The sequence below is a fragment of the Streptacidiphilus sp. PAMC 29251 genome, from assembly GCF_054208735.2.
The window spans coordinates 6,962,994-6,979,137 of sequence record NZ_CM135725.2 but is presented as its reverse complement, the minus strand read 5'-3'; the positions used below and the strand labels follow the sequence as shown (position 1 = coordinate 6,979,137).

Genomic DNA, 16,144 nt, shown 5'->3' with positions numbered 1-16,144 from the left:
CCAGTGGATCCGTACAAAGGCAAAGACATACAAAGGCCAAGGTGTTCAGTGCGCGAGGACGGCCCGGTCGGTGCTGGCGATGGTCGCCGACCCCACCACCCGGGTGCCGTCGTACAGCACCACGGCCTGCCCGGGGGCGATCCCCCGCGCGGGCTCGGCCAGGACCACCCGGAGCTCGCCGTCGACCAGCGACGCCGTGGCCGCGACCGGCTCGCCGTGGGCCCGCAGCTGCACCGTGCAGGCGCCCTCGGCGAACGGCGTGGAGCCGCACCAGCGCGGCTTGATGCCGGTCAGCGCGGCCACGTCCAGGGCCTCCACCGGGCCGACCGTGACCCGGTTGTCGACCGGCGAGATGTCCAGCACGTAGCGGGGCTTGCCGTCCGCCGCCGGGTGGCCGATCCGCAGGCCCTTGCGCTGGCCGATGGTGAAGCCGTACGCGCCGCTGTGCTCGCCGAGCCGGGTGCCGTCCAGGTCGACGATCTCGCCGGCCTTGGCGCCCAGCCGCTGCTCCAGGAAGCCCTGGGTGTCGCCGTCGGCGATGAAGCAGATGTCGTGGCTGTCCGGCTTCTTGGCGACGGCCAGGCCGCGCCGCTCGGCCTCCGCGCGGACCTGCTCCTTCGGGGTGTCCCCGAGCGGGAACATGGCGTGCGCCAGCTGCTCGGTGTCCAGCACGCCGAGGACGTAGGACTGGTCCTTGGCCGGGTCGACCGCGCGGTGCAGCTCGCGGACGCCGTCCGGGCCGGTGCGGATCAGCGCGTAGTGGCCGGTGCAGACCGCGTCGAAGCCCAGCGCGATCGCCTTGTCCAGCAGCGCCGCGAACTTGATCTTCTCATTGCAGCGCAGGCAGGGGTTGGGGGTGCGTCCGGCGGCGTACTCGGCGACGAAGTCGTCGATCACGTCCTCGCGGAAGCGCTCGGCCAGATCCCACACATAGAAGGGGATGCCGATCACATCGGCGGCCCGGCGGGCGTCCCGGGAGTCCTCCAGGGTGCAGCAGCCGCGGGCGCCGGTGCGGAAGGACTGCGGGTTGCTGGACAGCGCCAGATGCACGCCGGTCACCTCGTGCCCGGCCTCGGCGGCGCGGGCGGCGGCGACGGCGGAGTCCACCCCGCCGGACATCGCGGCGAGGACGCGCAGCCGTCCGCCGCCGAGGGGCGCGGTCGCGGGGTCGGAGACGTCGGGGGCACCGGGAAAGTCAGTCATGATGCCCCCAGGGTACGTTCCGAGCCCACCGCATGGACAACCGCTTAAGACCGGGCACGGTCTCAGCGCCGCGACGCCGCCCCGGCCATCCGGGCCCGCTCCACGACCGGGCCGATCGCCGCCGCCAGCGCCGCCACGTCCGCCGCGGTCGAGGTGTGGCCGAGCGAGAACCGCAGCGAGGCGCGGGCCAGGGCGGGTTCGACGCCCATCGCCAGCAGCACATGGCTGGGCTGCGGCACCCCGGCCGAGCAGGCCGAGCCGGTGGAGCACTCGATGCCGCGGGCGTCCAGCAGCATCAGCAGGGCGTCGCCCTCGCAGCCGGGGAAGGAGAAGTGGGCGCTGGCCGGGAGCCGGCCGTCGGCCGAGGGGTCGCCGTTGAGCACGGCGTCGGGCACGGCCTTCCGCACCGCGAGCACCAGCTCGTCCCGCAGTTCGGCGAGCGCGCGGGCGTGCTCCGGCTGCCGCTCGGCGGCGATGGCCGCGGCCGCCGCGAATCCCGCCGCGGCCGGGACGTCCAGGGTGCCGGAGCGGACGTCGCGCTCCTGGCCGCCGCCGTGCAGCAGCGGGACCGGGGTGACCGAGCGGCCGAGCAGCAGCGCGCCGATGCCGTACGGGCCGCCGATCTTGTGGCCGGTGACGGTGAGCGCGTCCAGGCCCGAGTCGGCGAAGGAGAGCGGCAGCTGGCCGAAGGCCTGCACCGCGTCGGCGTGCATCGGGATGTCGAACTCCCGTGCCACCGCCGCGAGTTCCTTGACCGGCTGGATGGTGCCGACCTCGTTGTTGGCCCACATCACGGTGACCAGGGCCACATCGGCCCGGTTGGCGCTGATCGCCTCGCGCAGCGCCTCGGGGTGCACCCGGCCGTGGTCGTCCACCGGCAGCCAGTCCACCTGGGCGCCCTCGTGCCGCTCCAGCCACTCCACCGCGTCCAGCACCGCGTGGTGCTCGACCGGGCTGCAGAGGATCCTGGTCCGGGCCGGATCGGCGTCGCGGCGGGCCCAGTAGAGGCCCTTGACCGCGAGGTTGTCGGACTCGGTGCCGCCCCCGGTCAGGACCACTTCGCTGGGACGGGCCCCGAGGGCCAGGGCGAGGGTCTCCCGGGACTCCTCGACCACGCGGCGGGCGCGGCGGCCGGCGGCGTGCAGGGAGGAGGCGTTGCCGGTGCTGCCGAGGTGCGCGGTCATGGCGCTGACCGCTTCGGGGAGCATCGGGGTGGTCGCGGCATGGTCGAGATAGGGCATGGCGGGATCAAGTGTAGAGGGAGGGACGGAGTCCCGCCGCCACCGCCCGCGGGCACGGCCGCCCTGGCCCGCACCACCCGCCCGACCGGCCCGCCCGCACCCGTCGCGGCCTCGCGCGTTGCGCTCCGTGCAACGGGTGCTTAGGATTCCGGCACGCGCGCACAACCGGGGTACCGGAGGTGGCGCGCCATCAGGCGGCGGGCAGGGCGGGGCGAGATGACACAGACGGTGGACCGGGCGCTGGTGATCCTCGCCTCACTGGCCGAGGGCCCGGCCTCGCTGGAGCAGGCCGCCAACCGGATCGGGGTGCACAAGTCCACCGCGATGCGGCTGCTGCGCACCCTGGAGGAGCACGGCTTCGTGCACCGCCAGCCGGACTACCGCTACCGCCTCGGCGGCAAGCTGTTCTCGCTGGCCCAGCTCGCCCTGGAGAGCATCGACGTCCGGGTGGTCGCCGCCCCGCACCTGGCCGCGCTCAACGAGCGCTGCGGGCACACCGTCCATCTGGCCGTGTACGAGGACGGCGAGGTCACCTATGTCGACAAGCTGGAGAGCCGCTACCCGGTCCGGATGTACTCGCGGATCGGCAAGCGCGCCCCGCTGACCGCCTCCGCCGTGGGCAAGGTGCTGCTGGCCGACCTGCCGGAGGCGCGTCGGCGCGAGGTCGCCGCGGCGCTGGAGTACCCGGCCTACACGGCCCGTTCGCTGCGTACTGCGGAGGCGCTGCTGGCCGAGCTGGCGACGGTGCGGGAGCAGGGCTGGGCGGTGGACCGCAGCGAGTACGAGGAGACGGTGAACTGCGTGGCGGTGCCGATCAGGGGCATCGACGGCCGGGTGATCGCGGCCTGTTCGATCTCCACCCCGACCGTGGTCGCCCCGATGGGCACGCTGCGCCGGCTGATCCCCGAGCTGCTGCGCACCGCCGAGGCGGTCTCCCAGGAGTACGGCGGCCGGGTCAAGGGGTGAGCCGGCCCAGGCGAGAGCCGGGGGCTGTGGGGGCGGTCAGCCTCCGCCGCCGTCCGCGCCGCTGCTGGAGCTGCCCCGGTGCCAGGCCCTGGGCGCGCGCCAGTCGTAGCGCAGCGCCAGCATCCGCAGCGAGAAGGCGACCAGGGCGGCCAGCGTGCCGGTGACGCCGTCCAGTTCCTTGGTCCAGATCAGCACCGCGACCAGGCCCGCGCCGACCAGGGCGGGGACGGCGTAGAGGGCGCGGTCCCAGCGCAGCAGCGAGGGCAGCTCATGGGCCAGCAGGTCGCGGGCGACGCCGCCGCCGACGGCGGTGATCATGCCGAGGGCGATGTCGGCGACCGCGCCCAGCCCGTAGTCATGGGCCTTGGCGGTGCCGGTGACGCAGAACAGGCCGAGCCCGGCCGCGTCCAGCAGTTGGATGGTGCCGTTGATCCGCTGCACCTCGGGGTGCAGGAAGAAGACCACCATCGCGGCGACCAGCGGGGTGAAGAAGTACCCCATGTTCTGGAACGCGGCCGGCGGCACCGCGCCGATGATCAGGTCGCGGAACACCCCGCCGCCGAGCGCGGTGACCTCGGCCAGCACCGCGATGCCGAAGATGTCGAGGTTCTTGCGGACGGCGAGCAGGCCGCCGGAGAGGGCGAAGACGAAGATCCCGATCAGGTCGAGGACCTGCTGCACGTCGGGGGCGAAGATCTGCGAGGTCACAGCCCTAGTTCTACCTGGTCGGAGGGACGGCGGAGGGACGGCGGACCGACCGCCGCCCCTCCGACCCCGTCGCGGGCCCGCCGGGCGGGCGCCGAAGGTTCTAGACCGGGGAGTTCTCCGGGAAGTGGCAGGCCACCTGGTGGCCGGTCTTCAGCGCCACCAGCGGCGGCTCCTCGGACGCGCAGATGTCCTGGGCCTTCCAGCAGCGGGTCCGGAAGCGGCAGCCCGAGGGCGGGTTGATCGGGGAGGGGACGTCGCCGGTGAGCCGGATCCGCTCGCGCTGCCCCGCGCCCTTGCGCTTGGTGTCCGGCACCGGGACGGCCGACATCAGCGCGTTGGTGTAGGGGTGCATCGGCCCCGCGTAGAGCGACTCGCGGTCGGCCAGCTCCACGATCTTGCCGAGGTACATCACCGCGACCCGGTCGGAGACATGGCGGACCACCGAGAGGTCGTGCGCGATGACGATGTAGGTGAGCCCGAGCTCCTTCTGCAGGTCGTCCAGCAGGTTGACCACCTGCGCCTGGATCGACACGTCCAGGGCCGAGACCGGCTCGTCCGCGACGATCATCTTGGGACGCAGCGCCAGCGCGCGGGCGATGCCGATGCGCTGCCGCTGGCCGCCGGAGAACTCGTGCGGGTAGCGGTTGTAGTGCTCCGGGTTGAGGCCGCAGAGCTCCAGCATGTCCTGCACCGCGCGCTTGATGCCGTGCTCGGTCTTGATCTTCTGCAGCCGGTACGGGGCGCCGACGATGGTGCCGACGGTGTGCCGGGGGTTCAGCGAGGAGTACGGGTCCTGGAAGATCATCTGGATGTCCCGGCGCAGCGGACGCATCTGCGAGGTGCCGAGGTGGGTGATGTTCACCCCTTCGAACTCGATCCTCCCGCCGGTGGGCTCCAGCAGCCGGGTGACCAGCCGGCCCATCGTGGACTTGCCGCAGCCGGACTCGCCGACGACGCCGAGGGTCTCGCCCTGGCGGACGTCGAAGGTCAGGCCGTCCACGGCCTGGACGGCCCCCACCTGGCGCTGGAGCAGCCCCTTCTTGATGGGGAAGTGCTTGACCAGCCCGTCGACCTTCAGCAGCGGTTCGCCCTCGGCGACCGGTACAGGGGAAGGCACGGGGACAGTCGCGCTCGCGGCGGTGGAGCTGTCATCAGCCATGGTTCGTTCTCGTCTCCTCGACGTGCGACGGGTGCTGTCGCAGTGCGGTGCTCTGTCGGGGTGGGGCCCCGCGGTCCCCGCCGCTTGTGGCGGAGGGGACCGGAGTTCGGTCCGGTTCGAGCCGTTGCGGCTAGATCCGGGGGGCGATCTCCTCGGTGAAGATCTGGTGCCGGGTCTCCAGCGAGAGATGACAGGCGGCCGAGTGGTTCGGGCCGGTCTGCACCAGCTCCGGGACCTCGGTCTCGGACCGTCCGCCGGTGCGCTCCGCGTAGGGGCAGCGCGGGTGGAAGGCGCAGCCCGTCGGCAGGTTGATCAGGCTGGGCGGGTTGCCCTGGACCGGGATCAGCCGGTCCTGGATCTCCCGGTCGATGCGGGGCATCGAGCCGAGCAGGCCCCAGGTGTAGGGGTGCTCCGGCGAGCTGAAGATCTGGTCCGCCGGACCCTTCTCCACGCAGCGGCCGCCGTACATCACCAGGATGTCGTCGGCCAACTCGGCCACCACGCCCAGGTCGTGGGTGATGATGATGACCGCGGAGCCGAACTCCTGCTGCAGGTCCCGGATCAGGTCCAGGATCTGGGCCTGGACGGTGACGTCCAGAGCGGTGGTCGGCTCGTCCGCGATCAGCAGCGACGGGTCGTTGGAGAGCGCCATCGCGATCATCGCGCGCTGCCGCATACCGCCGGAGAACTGGTGCGGGTGGTCGTCCACGCGCTTGTTGGGCTGGGGGATGCCGACCCGGTCGAGCATGTTGATGGCGTGCTCGCGGGCGGCCTTCTTGGAGGCGTCCGGGTGGTGCACCCGGTACGCCTCGATGATCTGCTGACCGATCGTGTAGAAGGGGTGCATCGCGGTCAGCGGGTCCTGGAAGATCATCGCCATCTGCTGGCCGCGCAGCTTGCGCACGTCCTCGGGGTTGGCGCCGATCAGCTCCTTGCCGTCGAGCCAGATCTCCCCGGTCATCCGGGCGCCGCGGGACTTGCCCGCGGCCCGGTGCAGACCCATGATCGACAGCGAGGTCACCGACTTGCCGGAACCCGACTCGCCGACGATGCCCAGGGTCTTGCCCCGCTCCAGGGTGAAGCTCAGCCCGTCGACGGACTTGACCACGCCGTCGTCGGTGGGGAAGTGCACCCGGAGGTCGCGGACGTCGAGGAACGCGGTGGGCGGAGCGAGCAGCGGGCTCTCCCCGGCGAGTTCGACGAGACCGGTGCGGCTTTCCGCGGCAGTGTTCTTGCGGATGTTCATGCGAGCCTCACACGGGGGTCCACGACGGCGTACAGCAGGTCGACGATCAGGTTGGCCACGACGATGAAGAACGCGGCGAAGAGGGTGACCCCCATGATCATGGGGAGGTCGTTCTTCTGGATGCCCTCAAGCGCCCAGAACCCCAGACCGCGCAGGTTGAAGACGTTCTCGGTGAGGATCGCGCCGCCGAGCAGGCCGCCGAGGTCCATACCGAAGATGGTGAGGATGGGGGTGAGCGTGGAGCGCATGGCGTGCTTGCCGACGACCACCCGCTCGGCCAGGCCCTTGGCCCGGGCGGTGCGGATGTAGTCCTCACCCATGACGTCGAGCATGGTGGCGCGGGTGAGTCGGGCGTAGGTCGCGGCGAAGAGGAAGGCGAGGGTGATCCAGGGAAGCAGCATTCCCTGGAACCAGGTGACCGGGTCGTCGGAGAAGGCGATCCCGCTGCTGTTGGGCAGCCAGTCCAGCTTGTAGACCACGATCGCCGAGGACACCAGGCCGGTGAAGTACACCGGCAGGGACACCCCGGCCAGCGCGGTGACCATGGTGACCCGGTCCAGCAGGCTGCGTTTGCGCAGGGCCGACAGGATCCCGGTGCCCACACCGAAGATCAACCAGATGACGGCGGCGCCGGCGGCGAGCGAGGCCGTCACCGGAAACGCGCTGATCAGCCGGGGCCACACCGGCTGGTTGTCCTGGGTGGACAGGCCGAGGCAGGGCGCCGGGCAGTAGGTCTTGTCGGGCCCGTTGTCGTAGTGCCGGCCGGCGACGATTCCCTTGACGTAGAGGCCGTACTGCTCGTAGAGCGGCTTGTCGAACCCGAGCTTGACCCGGAGCCCCGCGATCGCCACAGGGTTGGCGTTCTTGCCGACGTAGAGCATGACGGGGTCGGAGCCGGTGATCTTCGGCACCATGAAGAAGACGCCAAAGGTGATCATCGAGACCACCACTAGCATGACGACCACCTGCGTGAGTCGCCGGAAGAGGTAGAGAAGCACTGCGATCGGCCCGGCCGGCGCCGGCCGCCTTCCCTTGTGGGGTCGGCGGCCGACTGCGTCCTGCCTTCACCTGCCCTTCGGTCTAGCTGTACTTACAGGTGAAGTGGTGTCACTTGCCGTCGGAGGTGCCGAGGGCGGCAAAGTTGATCATGCCCAGCTCGCTGGAGAACATCACGTTGGTCAGGCGCGGGTTGAAGTAGTTGAGCGACTGCTCGACCACACCGGGGAAGTACAGCGCCAGGTCCATGACCTTGTGGTTGATCTTCGTGTAGTCGGCCGCCGCGACCTTCGGGTCGGTGGTCTTGGCCGCGTCCGCGATCCAGCTCTGGATCTCCGGGTCGTTGATCTCGGAGTAGTTGTTGTTACCGGCCGGCAGGATCTGCGAGCCGTCGACCAGGACGCCCAGGAAGCCGGAGGCGGTCGGGTAGTCGGATCCCCAGCCGAAGACGTTGAGGCCGATCCCCTTCTGGTGCATGATCGCCGGGGCGCCCACGGTGGAGCTGGACTTGGAGCCGTCGTACTGGAAGATGTCAGCCTTGATGCCGACCTGCTTCAGGTCGTTCTGCAGCGCGACGGCCTGCTTGACGTCCTTCGGACTGGTGCTGCGGGCCGCGATGACGGTGCTGAAGCCGTTCGGCTTGCCGCAGAGCGCCAGCTCCGACTTGGCCTTGTCGTCCTGCGCCTGACCGGAGGCCAGGTTGTACGGGTCGTACTTGTCGTAGCCCAGGGTGGTGGGGGGCAGCATGTTGGTCGCCAGCGCGCCGGCCCACTTGCCGCCGCGGGCGGTCTGCTGGTTGGTGCCGCTGGTCGCGTACTCCACGGCCTTGCGGCAGTGGACGTTGTCGAACGGGGCGACCTTGGTCTGGATCGAGATGTAGCGGATCGTCGACTCGGGCGCGTTGACCGTGTCCGCCTTGAGCGACGGGGTGGTCAGGATCTTCGCCTGGGCCGCGGTCTGCACACCGCGCTGCGCGGCGTCGATGTCGGCGGTGCCGGCCAGCAGCTGGCTGTCGATGTCGTCGGCGTTGGTGTCGATGGTGAAGTCGATCGCGTCCGGCAGCGCCGCGCGGATGCTGTCCGTGGACGGGTCCCAGTTGGGGTTGCGGACGAACTTGACCGACTTCTGCGCCGCGTAGGAGGCGATCTTGTACGGGCCGCTCGACTCGGGGGCCTGGGCGTACTTGGCGCCCGTGTCCTTGCTCGGCTCGACCGGCGAGGCGGAACCCATCGCCAGGTGGTACAGGAAGTCCGAGTTGGCCTGGGCCAGGTGGAACACGATGGTGCTGTCGTCGGGCGTCTCGACCGTCTTCAGACCCATCTTGTTCGGGTCGGTGTCCTTGTACGGGCCGGGGTACTTCTGGCCCTGGTCCAGGTCCGAGATCAGGTACGTCGGGCCGCCCGGCAGCACGTCCTGCGCGAAGGTGCGCTCGATGCCGTACTTGATGTCCTTCGACGTGATGGGGTTGCCGTCGTCGAACTTGATGCCGGTCTTCAGCTTGAACGTGTAGGTCTTGCCGTCCGCCGAGATGGTCGGCATCGCCGTGGCCAGGTCGGGGGCCAGCTGCAGGCCGGCCGCACCGGGCTTCATCGGGTAGGCGACCAGGGTGCGGGTGTAGAGCTGCTGCATGTTCCAGGCGAAGGCGTAGTAGGCGATCGCCGGGTCGAGCGAGTCAAAGTCCTGGGTGCTCAGCAGGTGGAGCGTGCCGCCCTTTTTGGTGGACGGGTTCACGATGCTGGTGGCCGCAGCGTTGAAGGTGGAGCCACCGGTCTTCGACGGGCTGCTGCTGCCGCCCTTGCTGCCACCACACGCCGAGGTCACGGTCATGAGTCCGACCACGCCGGTGGCCACGAGTGCCATAGTCCGCTTGTTCACTGGGTGTCAACCTCCGAGAGTGACCAGGACGGGATTCCCTGGTCAGATGTGAAATATGCCGTTCCCGGATCGGGACCCGGGATCGGACGTCTTAGTTGCCCTTGGGATCCAGGGCGTCACGCAGCCCGTCGCCGAAGAGGTTGAAGGCGAGGACGGTAATGAAGATCGCCAGGCCGGGGATCAGCAGGTCGGGGAGATCGACCGTGTAGTACGAGATCGAGTCCGAGAGCATCTGCCCCCACGACGGCGTCGGCGGCTTCACACCCACTCCGAGGAAGCTCAGCGCCGCCTCGTTGAGGATGTTCGTCGGGATCATCAGCGTCGTGTAGACGAGGATCGGCGCGACCAGGTTCGGCAGCAGTTCCTTGAGCAGGATGTGGATCTGTCCGGCGCCCAGGCTGCGGGCCGCCTCGACGAACTCGCGTTCTCGGAGGGACAGGGTCTGGCCCCGGACGATGCGTCCGATGTAGGGCCAGCCGAAGAAGCCGATGACAAAGATCAGCACGAAGATCCGTGGGGTGCTGCCACCCATGCCGAAGACCTTCTCGGGGACCACCGAGACCAGCGCGATGGAGAAAAGCAGCTGCGGGAAGGACAGCAGCACGTCCATACTGCGGCTGATGGCAGTGTCCACCCAGCCGCCGATGAAGCCGGCCGCCATGCCCAGCAGCACACCGATGACCACCGCGAGCAGTGCGGCGCCGAAGGCCACGATCAGCGAGATCTGAGCGCCGTAGACGACACGGGCGAAGATGTCACGACCGGTGCTGGGCTCGACGCCCAGCCAGTGCGAGGCCCCGATGCCGCCGACCGAACCGCGCGGCAGGCCGATTCCGATGTCCCCGAAGTCCAGCTCCTTGGGGTGGAAATCGTCCGGGTTCTGTCCCTCGAGGGCGGTCAGCAGCGGCGCCAGGATGCCCACCAGGAGCAGCAGCAGGACCATGACCCCGCCACCCAGGGCGACCTTGTCGCGCTTGAGTCGTTCCCAGGCGATCCGGCCGGGTGAGCGGCCGAGGATCTTCTCCGGGACGATCGCGGAGTCGGCATCGACCTCCAGGGTCGCGGTGCCGGAGTCGTGAAGTGGCGCAGTCATGAGTGGATAGACCCCCAAGCCGGTGGTGACCGGCACACGGTGCCCGGTCGACCCGCCTGGTCGTGAGCCCCGATCGGGACGCGGACCGACCGACGAGGTCGCAGTTCACAGTTGGTGCCAAGTGCTTTGGAACGAGATTGCGGTGACGATAAGCCAGGCATTCACTGACAAAGCGTTCGAGTGACTAGTTTTAGTCGCATTAGCAGATAGAACTCAAGCTGGCCGGACGAACCGGACATCTCACCCCGTTCCACACTCGTGCGACCCCATTCCCGGTAACGGTCCGAAGTCGCCCTGTGCGTGCAGGTTGTGAGGCAGCCTCGACCCACCACCCGCGGCGCCACTCTTCAACACCGATGACGACCTCCGCCAGACCCCCTACTCAAAGGTTGCCTAACCGTGATCTGCATCGATACATGCCCAGGACCTGCGAATACCTCTCTTCACACGCCTGTTACACGGGCCCCTCGGCCTGGATCTACGCGTGCAGATTACGTTCCCGCAGGTCAGGCGCTCCTCTGACACCACTGGAGCGGGTGTCACCCTGTTCCGGGCGCCCGAAACCAGGCGCTTCGAGACCCTTTCGATATGTCACGGAGCGCTACCGACTGAGGGTTGGTCAGATCCGGGGGTAGCCGTATCCGCCGCCGCCGGGAACCGGGCGGTCGAAGAAGGGAGCGGTGCGGACCTGGAGCCAGAGCGCCACCGGGTCGAAGGGGTCGGACATCGCGACCGTGGACACCGCCACGCCCTCGGGAACCCCGGACAGGGCGTGCTGCATCATCTGCCGGACCGACTCGACGGCCGGCGGGCTGGAATCGTACAGATCCAGACCGATCACCAGATAAGGGGCACCCCAGGCGGGTTCGACCCAGGCCCGGCGCAGCGAGCGGACGGCGGGCGTGCCGTGCGCGGCCTGGTTCAACAGGGCGTAGAACTGGTCGGCGGCGATCTGCGGCTCGCTGATCCGCAGCGGGCCGGCCGGCAGCCGGTCCAGGCCGCCGGCGATCCGGCGCAGGTCGGCCCAGGGCAGTCCGACGCCGCCCCCCGGCTGATGCGGGTTAAGCCACAGGCCCCAGCGCTCGCGATAGAGCGCGGCGGCGATCTCCCGCCCCTGGCTGACCTGGTAGGCACGGCTCCAGCCGCTGGCGGCGAGCTGCTCGGGGGAGGTGACGCAGGGCGCGTAGCCGACGCCGCCCACCTCCATGTTGCCGTACTGGGCGTCGGGGCGGCCGGGCTCGCCGTGCCAGAGCAGCATCCACACCTGGCCCTCGCCGACCGCGCGGAGCAGGGACTCATAGGTGTCGAAGCGCCCCGGCACGACCTCGCGCAGGACCTGTTCGATGACGGCCCCGCCGCCCACGGCACCGGCTGACCCGACCACTGACACCCTCTCCCCTACCCCTGGCCGTATCCCCTGGCCTTGTCCACTGCCCGTGGCCTCTGTCCACCCCTGGCTGCTGCTCGAACAGTGAGCCTAGTACCCGGACGGGCCGCGTTCGAAGAACGGCGCCACGGACAGCAGCATCCAGTCCCCGACCGGGTCCTGCGCGGAGTCCAGCAGCACCACGTCCAGGCCCCAGGGCAGCGGCACCGCGCCCAGCGCCCGGCCGAGCGCCTGGACCACGGCGTCCTGGTCCTCCGGCTGCCAGCGGTCCAGCTCGACCCCGACGAAGAGCTTCTCGGGGTCCCCCTCGACCTGCGCCAGCACCCGACGGGCCGTCAGCACCACCGGGGTGCGGGCGAGTTCGCCGATCGCGGCAGCGAGGAACTCCAGCGGATCCTGGTGCGGCTCGGGGATCCGCAGGCCGACCCGGGCGCCCTCGACGGTGCGGAGGCCCTCGTCACCGGTGCTGCCCCGAAGCCCGCTCTCCCTGGGCCGGCCGCAGAGCTCGGCGACGCCGGCCGCCGGGATCGGGATCCCGACCGCGCCCTCGGGGTTGACCACGATGCCGATGCCCAGCGGCATCCCCTGCGCCAGCTCGCGCACCGGGGCGATGGTGAACGGCATGTTCCCGGCGATCCGGCGGAACTGGTCCTCGGAGCTGAACACCGGCACGAAGGGCTGGCCCGCCAGCTCGGTGGTCGGCAGCGCCAGCGTCCCGGGCTCCTGGCCGGCCCCGCCGGGCAGCGGCACCCAGACCTGGCTGCGGCGCAGCACCTCCACCACCCGGGGGGTCGCCCCGGGGTCGCCGATCGCGGCGACCAGGACCTGCTCCAGCTCGTTCTCGGGCCAGCCCTGCACCTGTGCCGGGATCGTCGGGTGCTGCATTGCCCGTACCGCCGTTTCGCCGTGGTCACTGCTGCTTTTGGTCGCTGCTGCTGCCGGAAACAGTATCGGGCCGGGGCGTGCGATGATGGGCGACGCCCAACAACTGAACACCGGCCGTTACAGCCCGCGCGGGAGAGCCAGGCCGTCCACTCACTCCATGGCATCCATGGGAGGGGACGCAGCCGGCGCCGAAGGAGCAAGCCCTCCCCGGAATCTCTCAGGCACACCTACCGCACGGGCGAGGCACATCTGGAAAGCGGTCGGCGCGCTCCGCGGAGCGCGGGCCCGACCCACCAACGGTGCAAGCCGTCCCCCTCGACCCACAGCCGAGGGGTGGCGGTGAAGCTCTCAGGTCGCAGCGACAGAGCGGGAGCTCTGCCGCAGCATGTCCTTGAGAGCTTAGGAGCAGCCCTGATGAGCCTGCGATCGACCGCAATCGACTCCGTCCATCGCGCCCTCGGCGCCACCATGACCGACTTCGCCGGCTGGGACATGCCGCTGCGCTACGGCAGCGAGCGCGAGGAGCACAACGCCGTCCGGACCAGGGCCGGCCTGTTCGACCTCTCCCACATGGGCGAGATCACCGTGACCGGGCCCAGGGCCGGCGAGCTGCTGGACCACGCGCTGGTCGGCTTCGTCTCGGCACTGGCCGTGAACAAGGCCCGCTACACCATGATCTGCGCGGCCGACGGCGGCATCCTCGACGACCTGATCGTCTACCGCACCGGCGAGACCGAGTTCCTGGTCGTCGCCAACGCCTCCAACGCCCAGCTGGTCCTGGACGAGCTGACCGCCCGCGCAGAGGGCTTCGACGCGGTGGTCCGGGACGACCGGGACGCCTATGCGCTGCTCGCGATCCAGGGCCCGGAGGCCACCGCGATCCTGGCCCCGCTGACCGGGGCCGACCTGCCCGGGCTGAAGTACTACACCTCGCTGCCGACCACGGTGGCGGGCCGCCCGGCGCTGCTGGCCCGGACCGGCTACACCGGCGAGGACGGCTTCGAGCTGTTCGTCGCCCCCGCCGACGCCGAGCACCTGTGGAACGCGCTGTCCGCCGCGGGCGCCCCGGCCGGGCTGGTCCCCTGCGGGCTCTCCTGCCGGGACACCCTGCGGCTCGAGGCCGGGATGCCGCTGTACGGGCATGAGCTGACCACCGCGCTCACCCCCTTCGACGCCGGCCTGGGCCGGGTGGTCCGCTTCGACAAGACCACCAACGACGGCGAGTTCGTCGGCCGCGCGGCGCTGGAGAAGGCCGCCGCCGAGGCCGCGGTCAACCCGCCGCGGGTGCTGGTCGGCCTGGTCTCCCCCGGACGCCGGGTGCCCCGGGCCGAGATGGCCGTGGTCTCCGCCGCCGACGGCTCGGTGATCGGCTCGATCACCTCCGGCGCCCCGTCGCCGACCCTGGGCAAGCCGATCGCCATGGCCTATCTGGACGCCGCGCACGCCGTCCCCGGCAGCACCGTGGCCGTGGACGTCCGCGGGACGCACGAGCCGGTCGAGGTCGTGGCTCTGCCGTTCTACAAGCGCGTCCGCTGAGGCTGGCGCCCCGCCCGTCCGAGATCGGCGCCCCGCCCGCTGACGCTGGAGCCCCGTCCGTTTAGCCCCGACCACCCCTCATCCTGGAGAATCACCCCATGAGCAACCCCCAGCACCTCACATACAGCAAGGAACACGAGTGGCTGACCGCCGTTGAGGACGGCGTGGCGACCGTGGGCATCACCGCCTACGCCGCCGACGCGCTCGGCGACGTCGTCTACGTCCAGCTCCCGGAGGTCGGCCAGGCCGTCACCGCGGGCGAGACCTGCGGCGAGCTGGAGTCGACCAAGTCGGTCAGCGACCTCTACTCCCCCGCCAGCGGCGAGATCGTCGAGGCCAACCAGGCCGTGGTGGACGACCCCGCGCTGGTGAACTCCGCCCCCTTCGCCGAGGGCTGGCTGTTCAAGATCCGCCTCGACGGCACCCCCGAGGGCCTGCTGTCCGCCGACGAGTACTCCGCCCACACCGGCGCCTGACCTCCCGAGGGAAGACACACCACCATGACGGTTCTGAACCAGTCCCTGCATGCGCTCGACCCCGAGGTCGCCGCGGCCGTGGACGCCGAGCTGCACCGCCAGCAGTCCACCCTGGAGATGATCGCCTCCGAGAACTTCGCCCCGGTCGCGGTGCTGGAGGCGCAGGGCTCGGTCCTCACCAACAAGTACGCCGAGGGCTACCCCGGCCGCCGCTACTACGGCGGCTGCGAGCACGTCGACGTGATCGAGCAGCTGGCGATCGACCGGGTCAAGGAGCTGTTCGGGGCCGAGGCCGCGAACGTCCAGCCGCACTCGGGCGCGTCCGCCAACGCCGCCGCGATGTTCGCGCTGATCAAGCCGGGCGACACCATCCTGGGCCTGGACCTGGCCCACGGCGGCCACCTGACCCACGGCATGAAGATCAACTTCTCCGGCAAGCTCTACAACGTGGCCGCGTACCACGTGGACGCCGAGACCAACCTGGTCGACATGGAGGAGGTCGAGCGCCTCGCCAAGGAGCACCAGCCGCAGCTGATCATCGCCGGCTGGTCCGCCTACCCGCGCCAGCTCGACTTCGCCGCCTTCCGCCGGATCGCCGACTCGGTCGGCGCCCTGCTGATGGTGGACATGGCGCACTTCGCCGGCCTGGTCGCGGCGGGTCTGCACCCCAACCCGGTGCCCTACGCCGACGTGGTCACCACCACCACCCACAAGACCCTCGGCGGTCCCCGCGGCGGCGTGATCCTCTCCAAGGCCGAGTGGGCCAAGAAGATCAACTCCGCGGTCTTCCCCGGCCAGCAGGGCGGCCCGCTGGAGCATGTCATCGCCGGAAAGGCGGTGGCCTTCAAGGTCGCCGCCACCGACGAGTTCAAGGACCGCCAGCAGCGCACCCTCGAGGGCGCGAAGATCCTGGCCGAGCGGCTCACCCGTTCGGACCTCACCGGGGCCGGCGTCTCCGTCCTCTCCGGCGGCACCGACGTGCACCTGGTGCTGGTCGACCTGCGCACCTCCGAGCTGGACGGCCAGCAGGCCGAGGACCGGCTGCACTCGGTCGGCATCACCGTCAACCGCAACGCGGTGCCCTTCGACCCGCGCCCGCCGATGGTCACCTCGGGGCTGCGGATCGGCACCCCGGCGCTGGCCACCCGCGGCTTCGGCGCCGAGGACTTCACCGAGGTCGCCGACATCATCGCGGAGGCGCTGAAGCCCTCGTTCGACGACACGGTCCAGGTGGCGCTGGCCGCCCGGGTCACCGCGCTCGCCGCGAAGCACCCGCTCTACCCGGACCTCTAGGTCCACCCGGACCGGTAGGTCCGACCCAGCCGTCTCCCGGTCGGTTCAGGCCCGCACAACGGGCAGATCGGCTGTTTTCG

14 protein-coding genes and 1 riboswitch are annotated in these 16,144 nt (G+C 70.4%); of the genes, 4 read left to right on the top strand and 10 right to left on the bottom strand.

Annotated elements, in window-relative coordinates; all coding sequences use genetic code 11:
* Nucleotides 1–45: 45 nt before the first annotated feature.
* Nucleotides 46–1,203, bottom strand: coding sequence for a tRNA 2-thiouridine(34) synthase MnmA (gene mnmA / locus ACXKR8_RS33290; protein ID WP_458268283.1), 1,158 nt, complete (start codon nucleotides 1,201–1,203; stop codon nucleotides 46–48).
* Nucleotides 1,204–1,265: 62 nt separating this feature from the next.
* Nucleotides 1,266–2,444 (bottom strand): cysteine desulfurase family protein, encoded by a 1,179-nt coding sequence (locus ACXKR8_RS33285; RefSeq protein ID WP_458268282.1) that lies wholly within the window; start codon nucleotides 2,442–2,444, stop codon nucleotides 1,266–1,268.
* 216 nt (nucleotides 2,445–2,660) lie between these two features.
* On the opposite strand from ACXKR8_RS33285, the gene ACXKR8_RS33280 reads away from it, so the two are divergent.
* Complete coding sequence (locus tag ACXKR8_RS33280) at nucleotides 2,661–3,410, top strand: IclR family transcriptional regulator (protein WP_458268281.1); 750 nt, start codon at nucleotides 2,661–2,663, stop codon at nucleotides 3,408–3,410.
* Between the two features lie 36 nt (nucleotides 3,411–3,446).
* Here ACXKR8_RS33280 and ACXKR8_RS33275 read toward each other — a convergent pair whose 3' ends face one another.
* The 8 genes from ACXKR8_RS33275 to ACXKR8_RS33240 all read right to left on the bottom strand — a co-directional run bounded on the left by ACXKR8_RS33275 (nucleotide 3,447) and on the right by ACXKR8_RS33240 (nucleotide 12,759).
* On the bottom strand, nucleotides 3,447–4,118 hold the full coding sequence (locus ACXKR8_RS33275; protein ID WP_458268280.1) for a trimeric intracellular cation channel family protein: 672 nt from the start codon (nucleotides 4,116–4,118) through the stop codon (nucleotides 3,447–3,449).
* A 100-nt stretch (nucleotides 4,119–4,218) separates the two neighbouring features.
* Nucleotides 4,219–5,277: an ABC transporter ATP-binding protein gene (locus ACXKR8_RS33270; protein WP_458268279.1), complete on the bottom strand. Its 1,059-nt coding sequence runs from the start codon at nucleotides 5,275–5,277 to the stop codon at nucleotides 4,219–4,221.
* Between the two features lie 130 nt (nucleotides 5,278–5,407).
* On the bottom strand, nucleotides 5,408–6,523 hold the full coding sequence (locus ACXKR8_RS33265; protein WP_458268278.1) for an ABC transporter ATP-binding protein: 1,116 nt from the start codon (nucleotides 6,521–6,523) through the stop codon (nucleotides 5,408–5,410).
* Nucleotides 6,520–7,521, bottom strand: coding sequence for an ABC transporter permease (locus ACXKR8_RS33260; protein WP_458268277.1), 1,002 nt, complete (start codon nucleotides 7,519–7,521; stop codon nucleotides 6,520–6,522). The genes ACXKR8_RS33265 and ACXKR8_RS33260 overlap by 4 nt, the downstream gene beginning before the upstream one ends.
* A gap of 109 nt (nucleotides 7,522–7,630) precedes the next feature.
* The gene (locus tag ACXKR8_RS33255; RefSeq protein ID WP_458268276.1) at nucleotides 7,631–9,379 is read right to left on the bottom strand and encodes an ABC transporter substrate-binding protein; all 1,749 of its coding nucleotides are present in this window, start codon (nucleotides 9,377–9,379) and stop codon (nucleotides 7,631–7,633) included.
* 106 nt (nucleotides 9,380–9,485) lie between these two features.
* Nucleotides 9,486–10,487: an ABC transporter permease gene (locus tag ACXKR8_RS33250; RefSeq protein ID WP_458268275.1), complete on the bottom strand. Its 1,002-nt coding sequence runs from the start codon at nucleotides 10,485–10,487 to the stop codon at nucleotides 9,486–9,488.
* A gap of 619 nt (nucleotides 10,488–11,106) precedes the next feature.
* Entirely contained in the window at nucleotides 11,107–11,871 is a 765-nt protein-coding gene (locus ACXKR8_RS33245) for an enhanced serine sensitivity protein SseB C-terminal domain-containing protein (protein WP_458268274.1), read from the bottom strand.
* 93 nt (nucleotides 11,872–11,964) lie between these two features.
* A complete protein-coding gene (locus ACXKR8_RS33240) occupies nucleotides 11,965–12,759 on the bottom strand; it encodes an enhanced serine sensitivity protein SseB (RefSeq protein ID WP_458268273.1) in 795 nt (264 codons plus the stop codon).
* Nucleotides 12,760–12,878: 119 nt separating this feature from the next.
* Nucleotides 12,879–13,002: riboswitch (glycine riboswitch) on the top strand.
* 171 nt (nucleotides 13,003–13,173) lie between these two features.
* Between ACXKR8_RS33240 and gcvT the strand changes: the two genes are divergently transcribed.
* The 3 genes from gcvT to glyA all read left to right on the top strand — a co-directional run bounded on the left by gcvT (nucleotide 13,174) and on the right by glyA (nucleotide 16,064).
* The gene (gene gcvT / locus ACXKR8_RS33235) at nucleotides 13,174–14,295 is read left to right on the top strand and encodes a glycine cleavage system aminomethyltransferase GcvT (protein WP_458268272.1); all 1,122 of its coding nucleotides are present in this window, start codon (nucleotides 13,174–13,176) and stop codon (nucleotides 14,293–14,295) included.
* 98 nt (nucleotides 14,296–14,393) lie between these two features.
* Nucleotides 14,394–14,771, top strand: coding sequence for a glycine cleavage system protein GcvH (gene gcvH, locus ACXKR8_RS33230; protein WP_458268271.1), 378 nt, complete (start codon nucleotides 14,394–14,396; stop codon nucleotides 14,769–14,771).
* 24 nt (nucleotides 14,772–14,795) lie between these two features.
* Nucleotides 14,796–16,064, top strand: a complete 1,269-nt coding sequence (gene glyA, locus ACXKR8_RS33225) for a serine hydroxymethyltransferase (RefSeq protein ID WP_458268270.1) — start codon at nucleotides 14,796–14,798, stop codon at nucleotides 16,062–16,064.
* Nucleotides 16,065–16,144 lie beyond the last annotated feature (80 nt).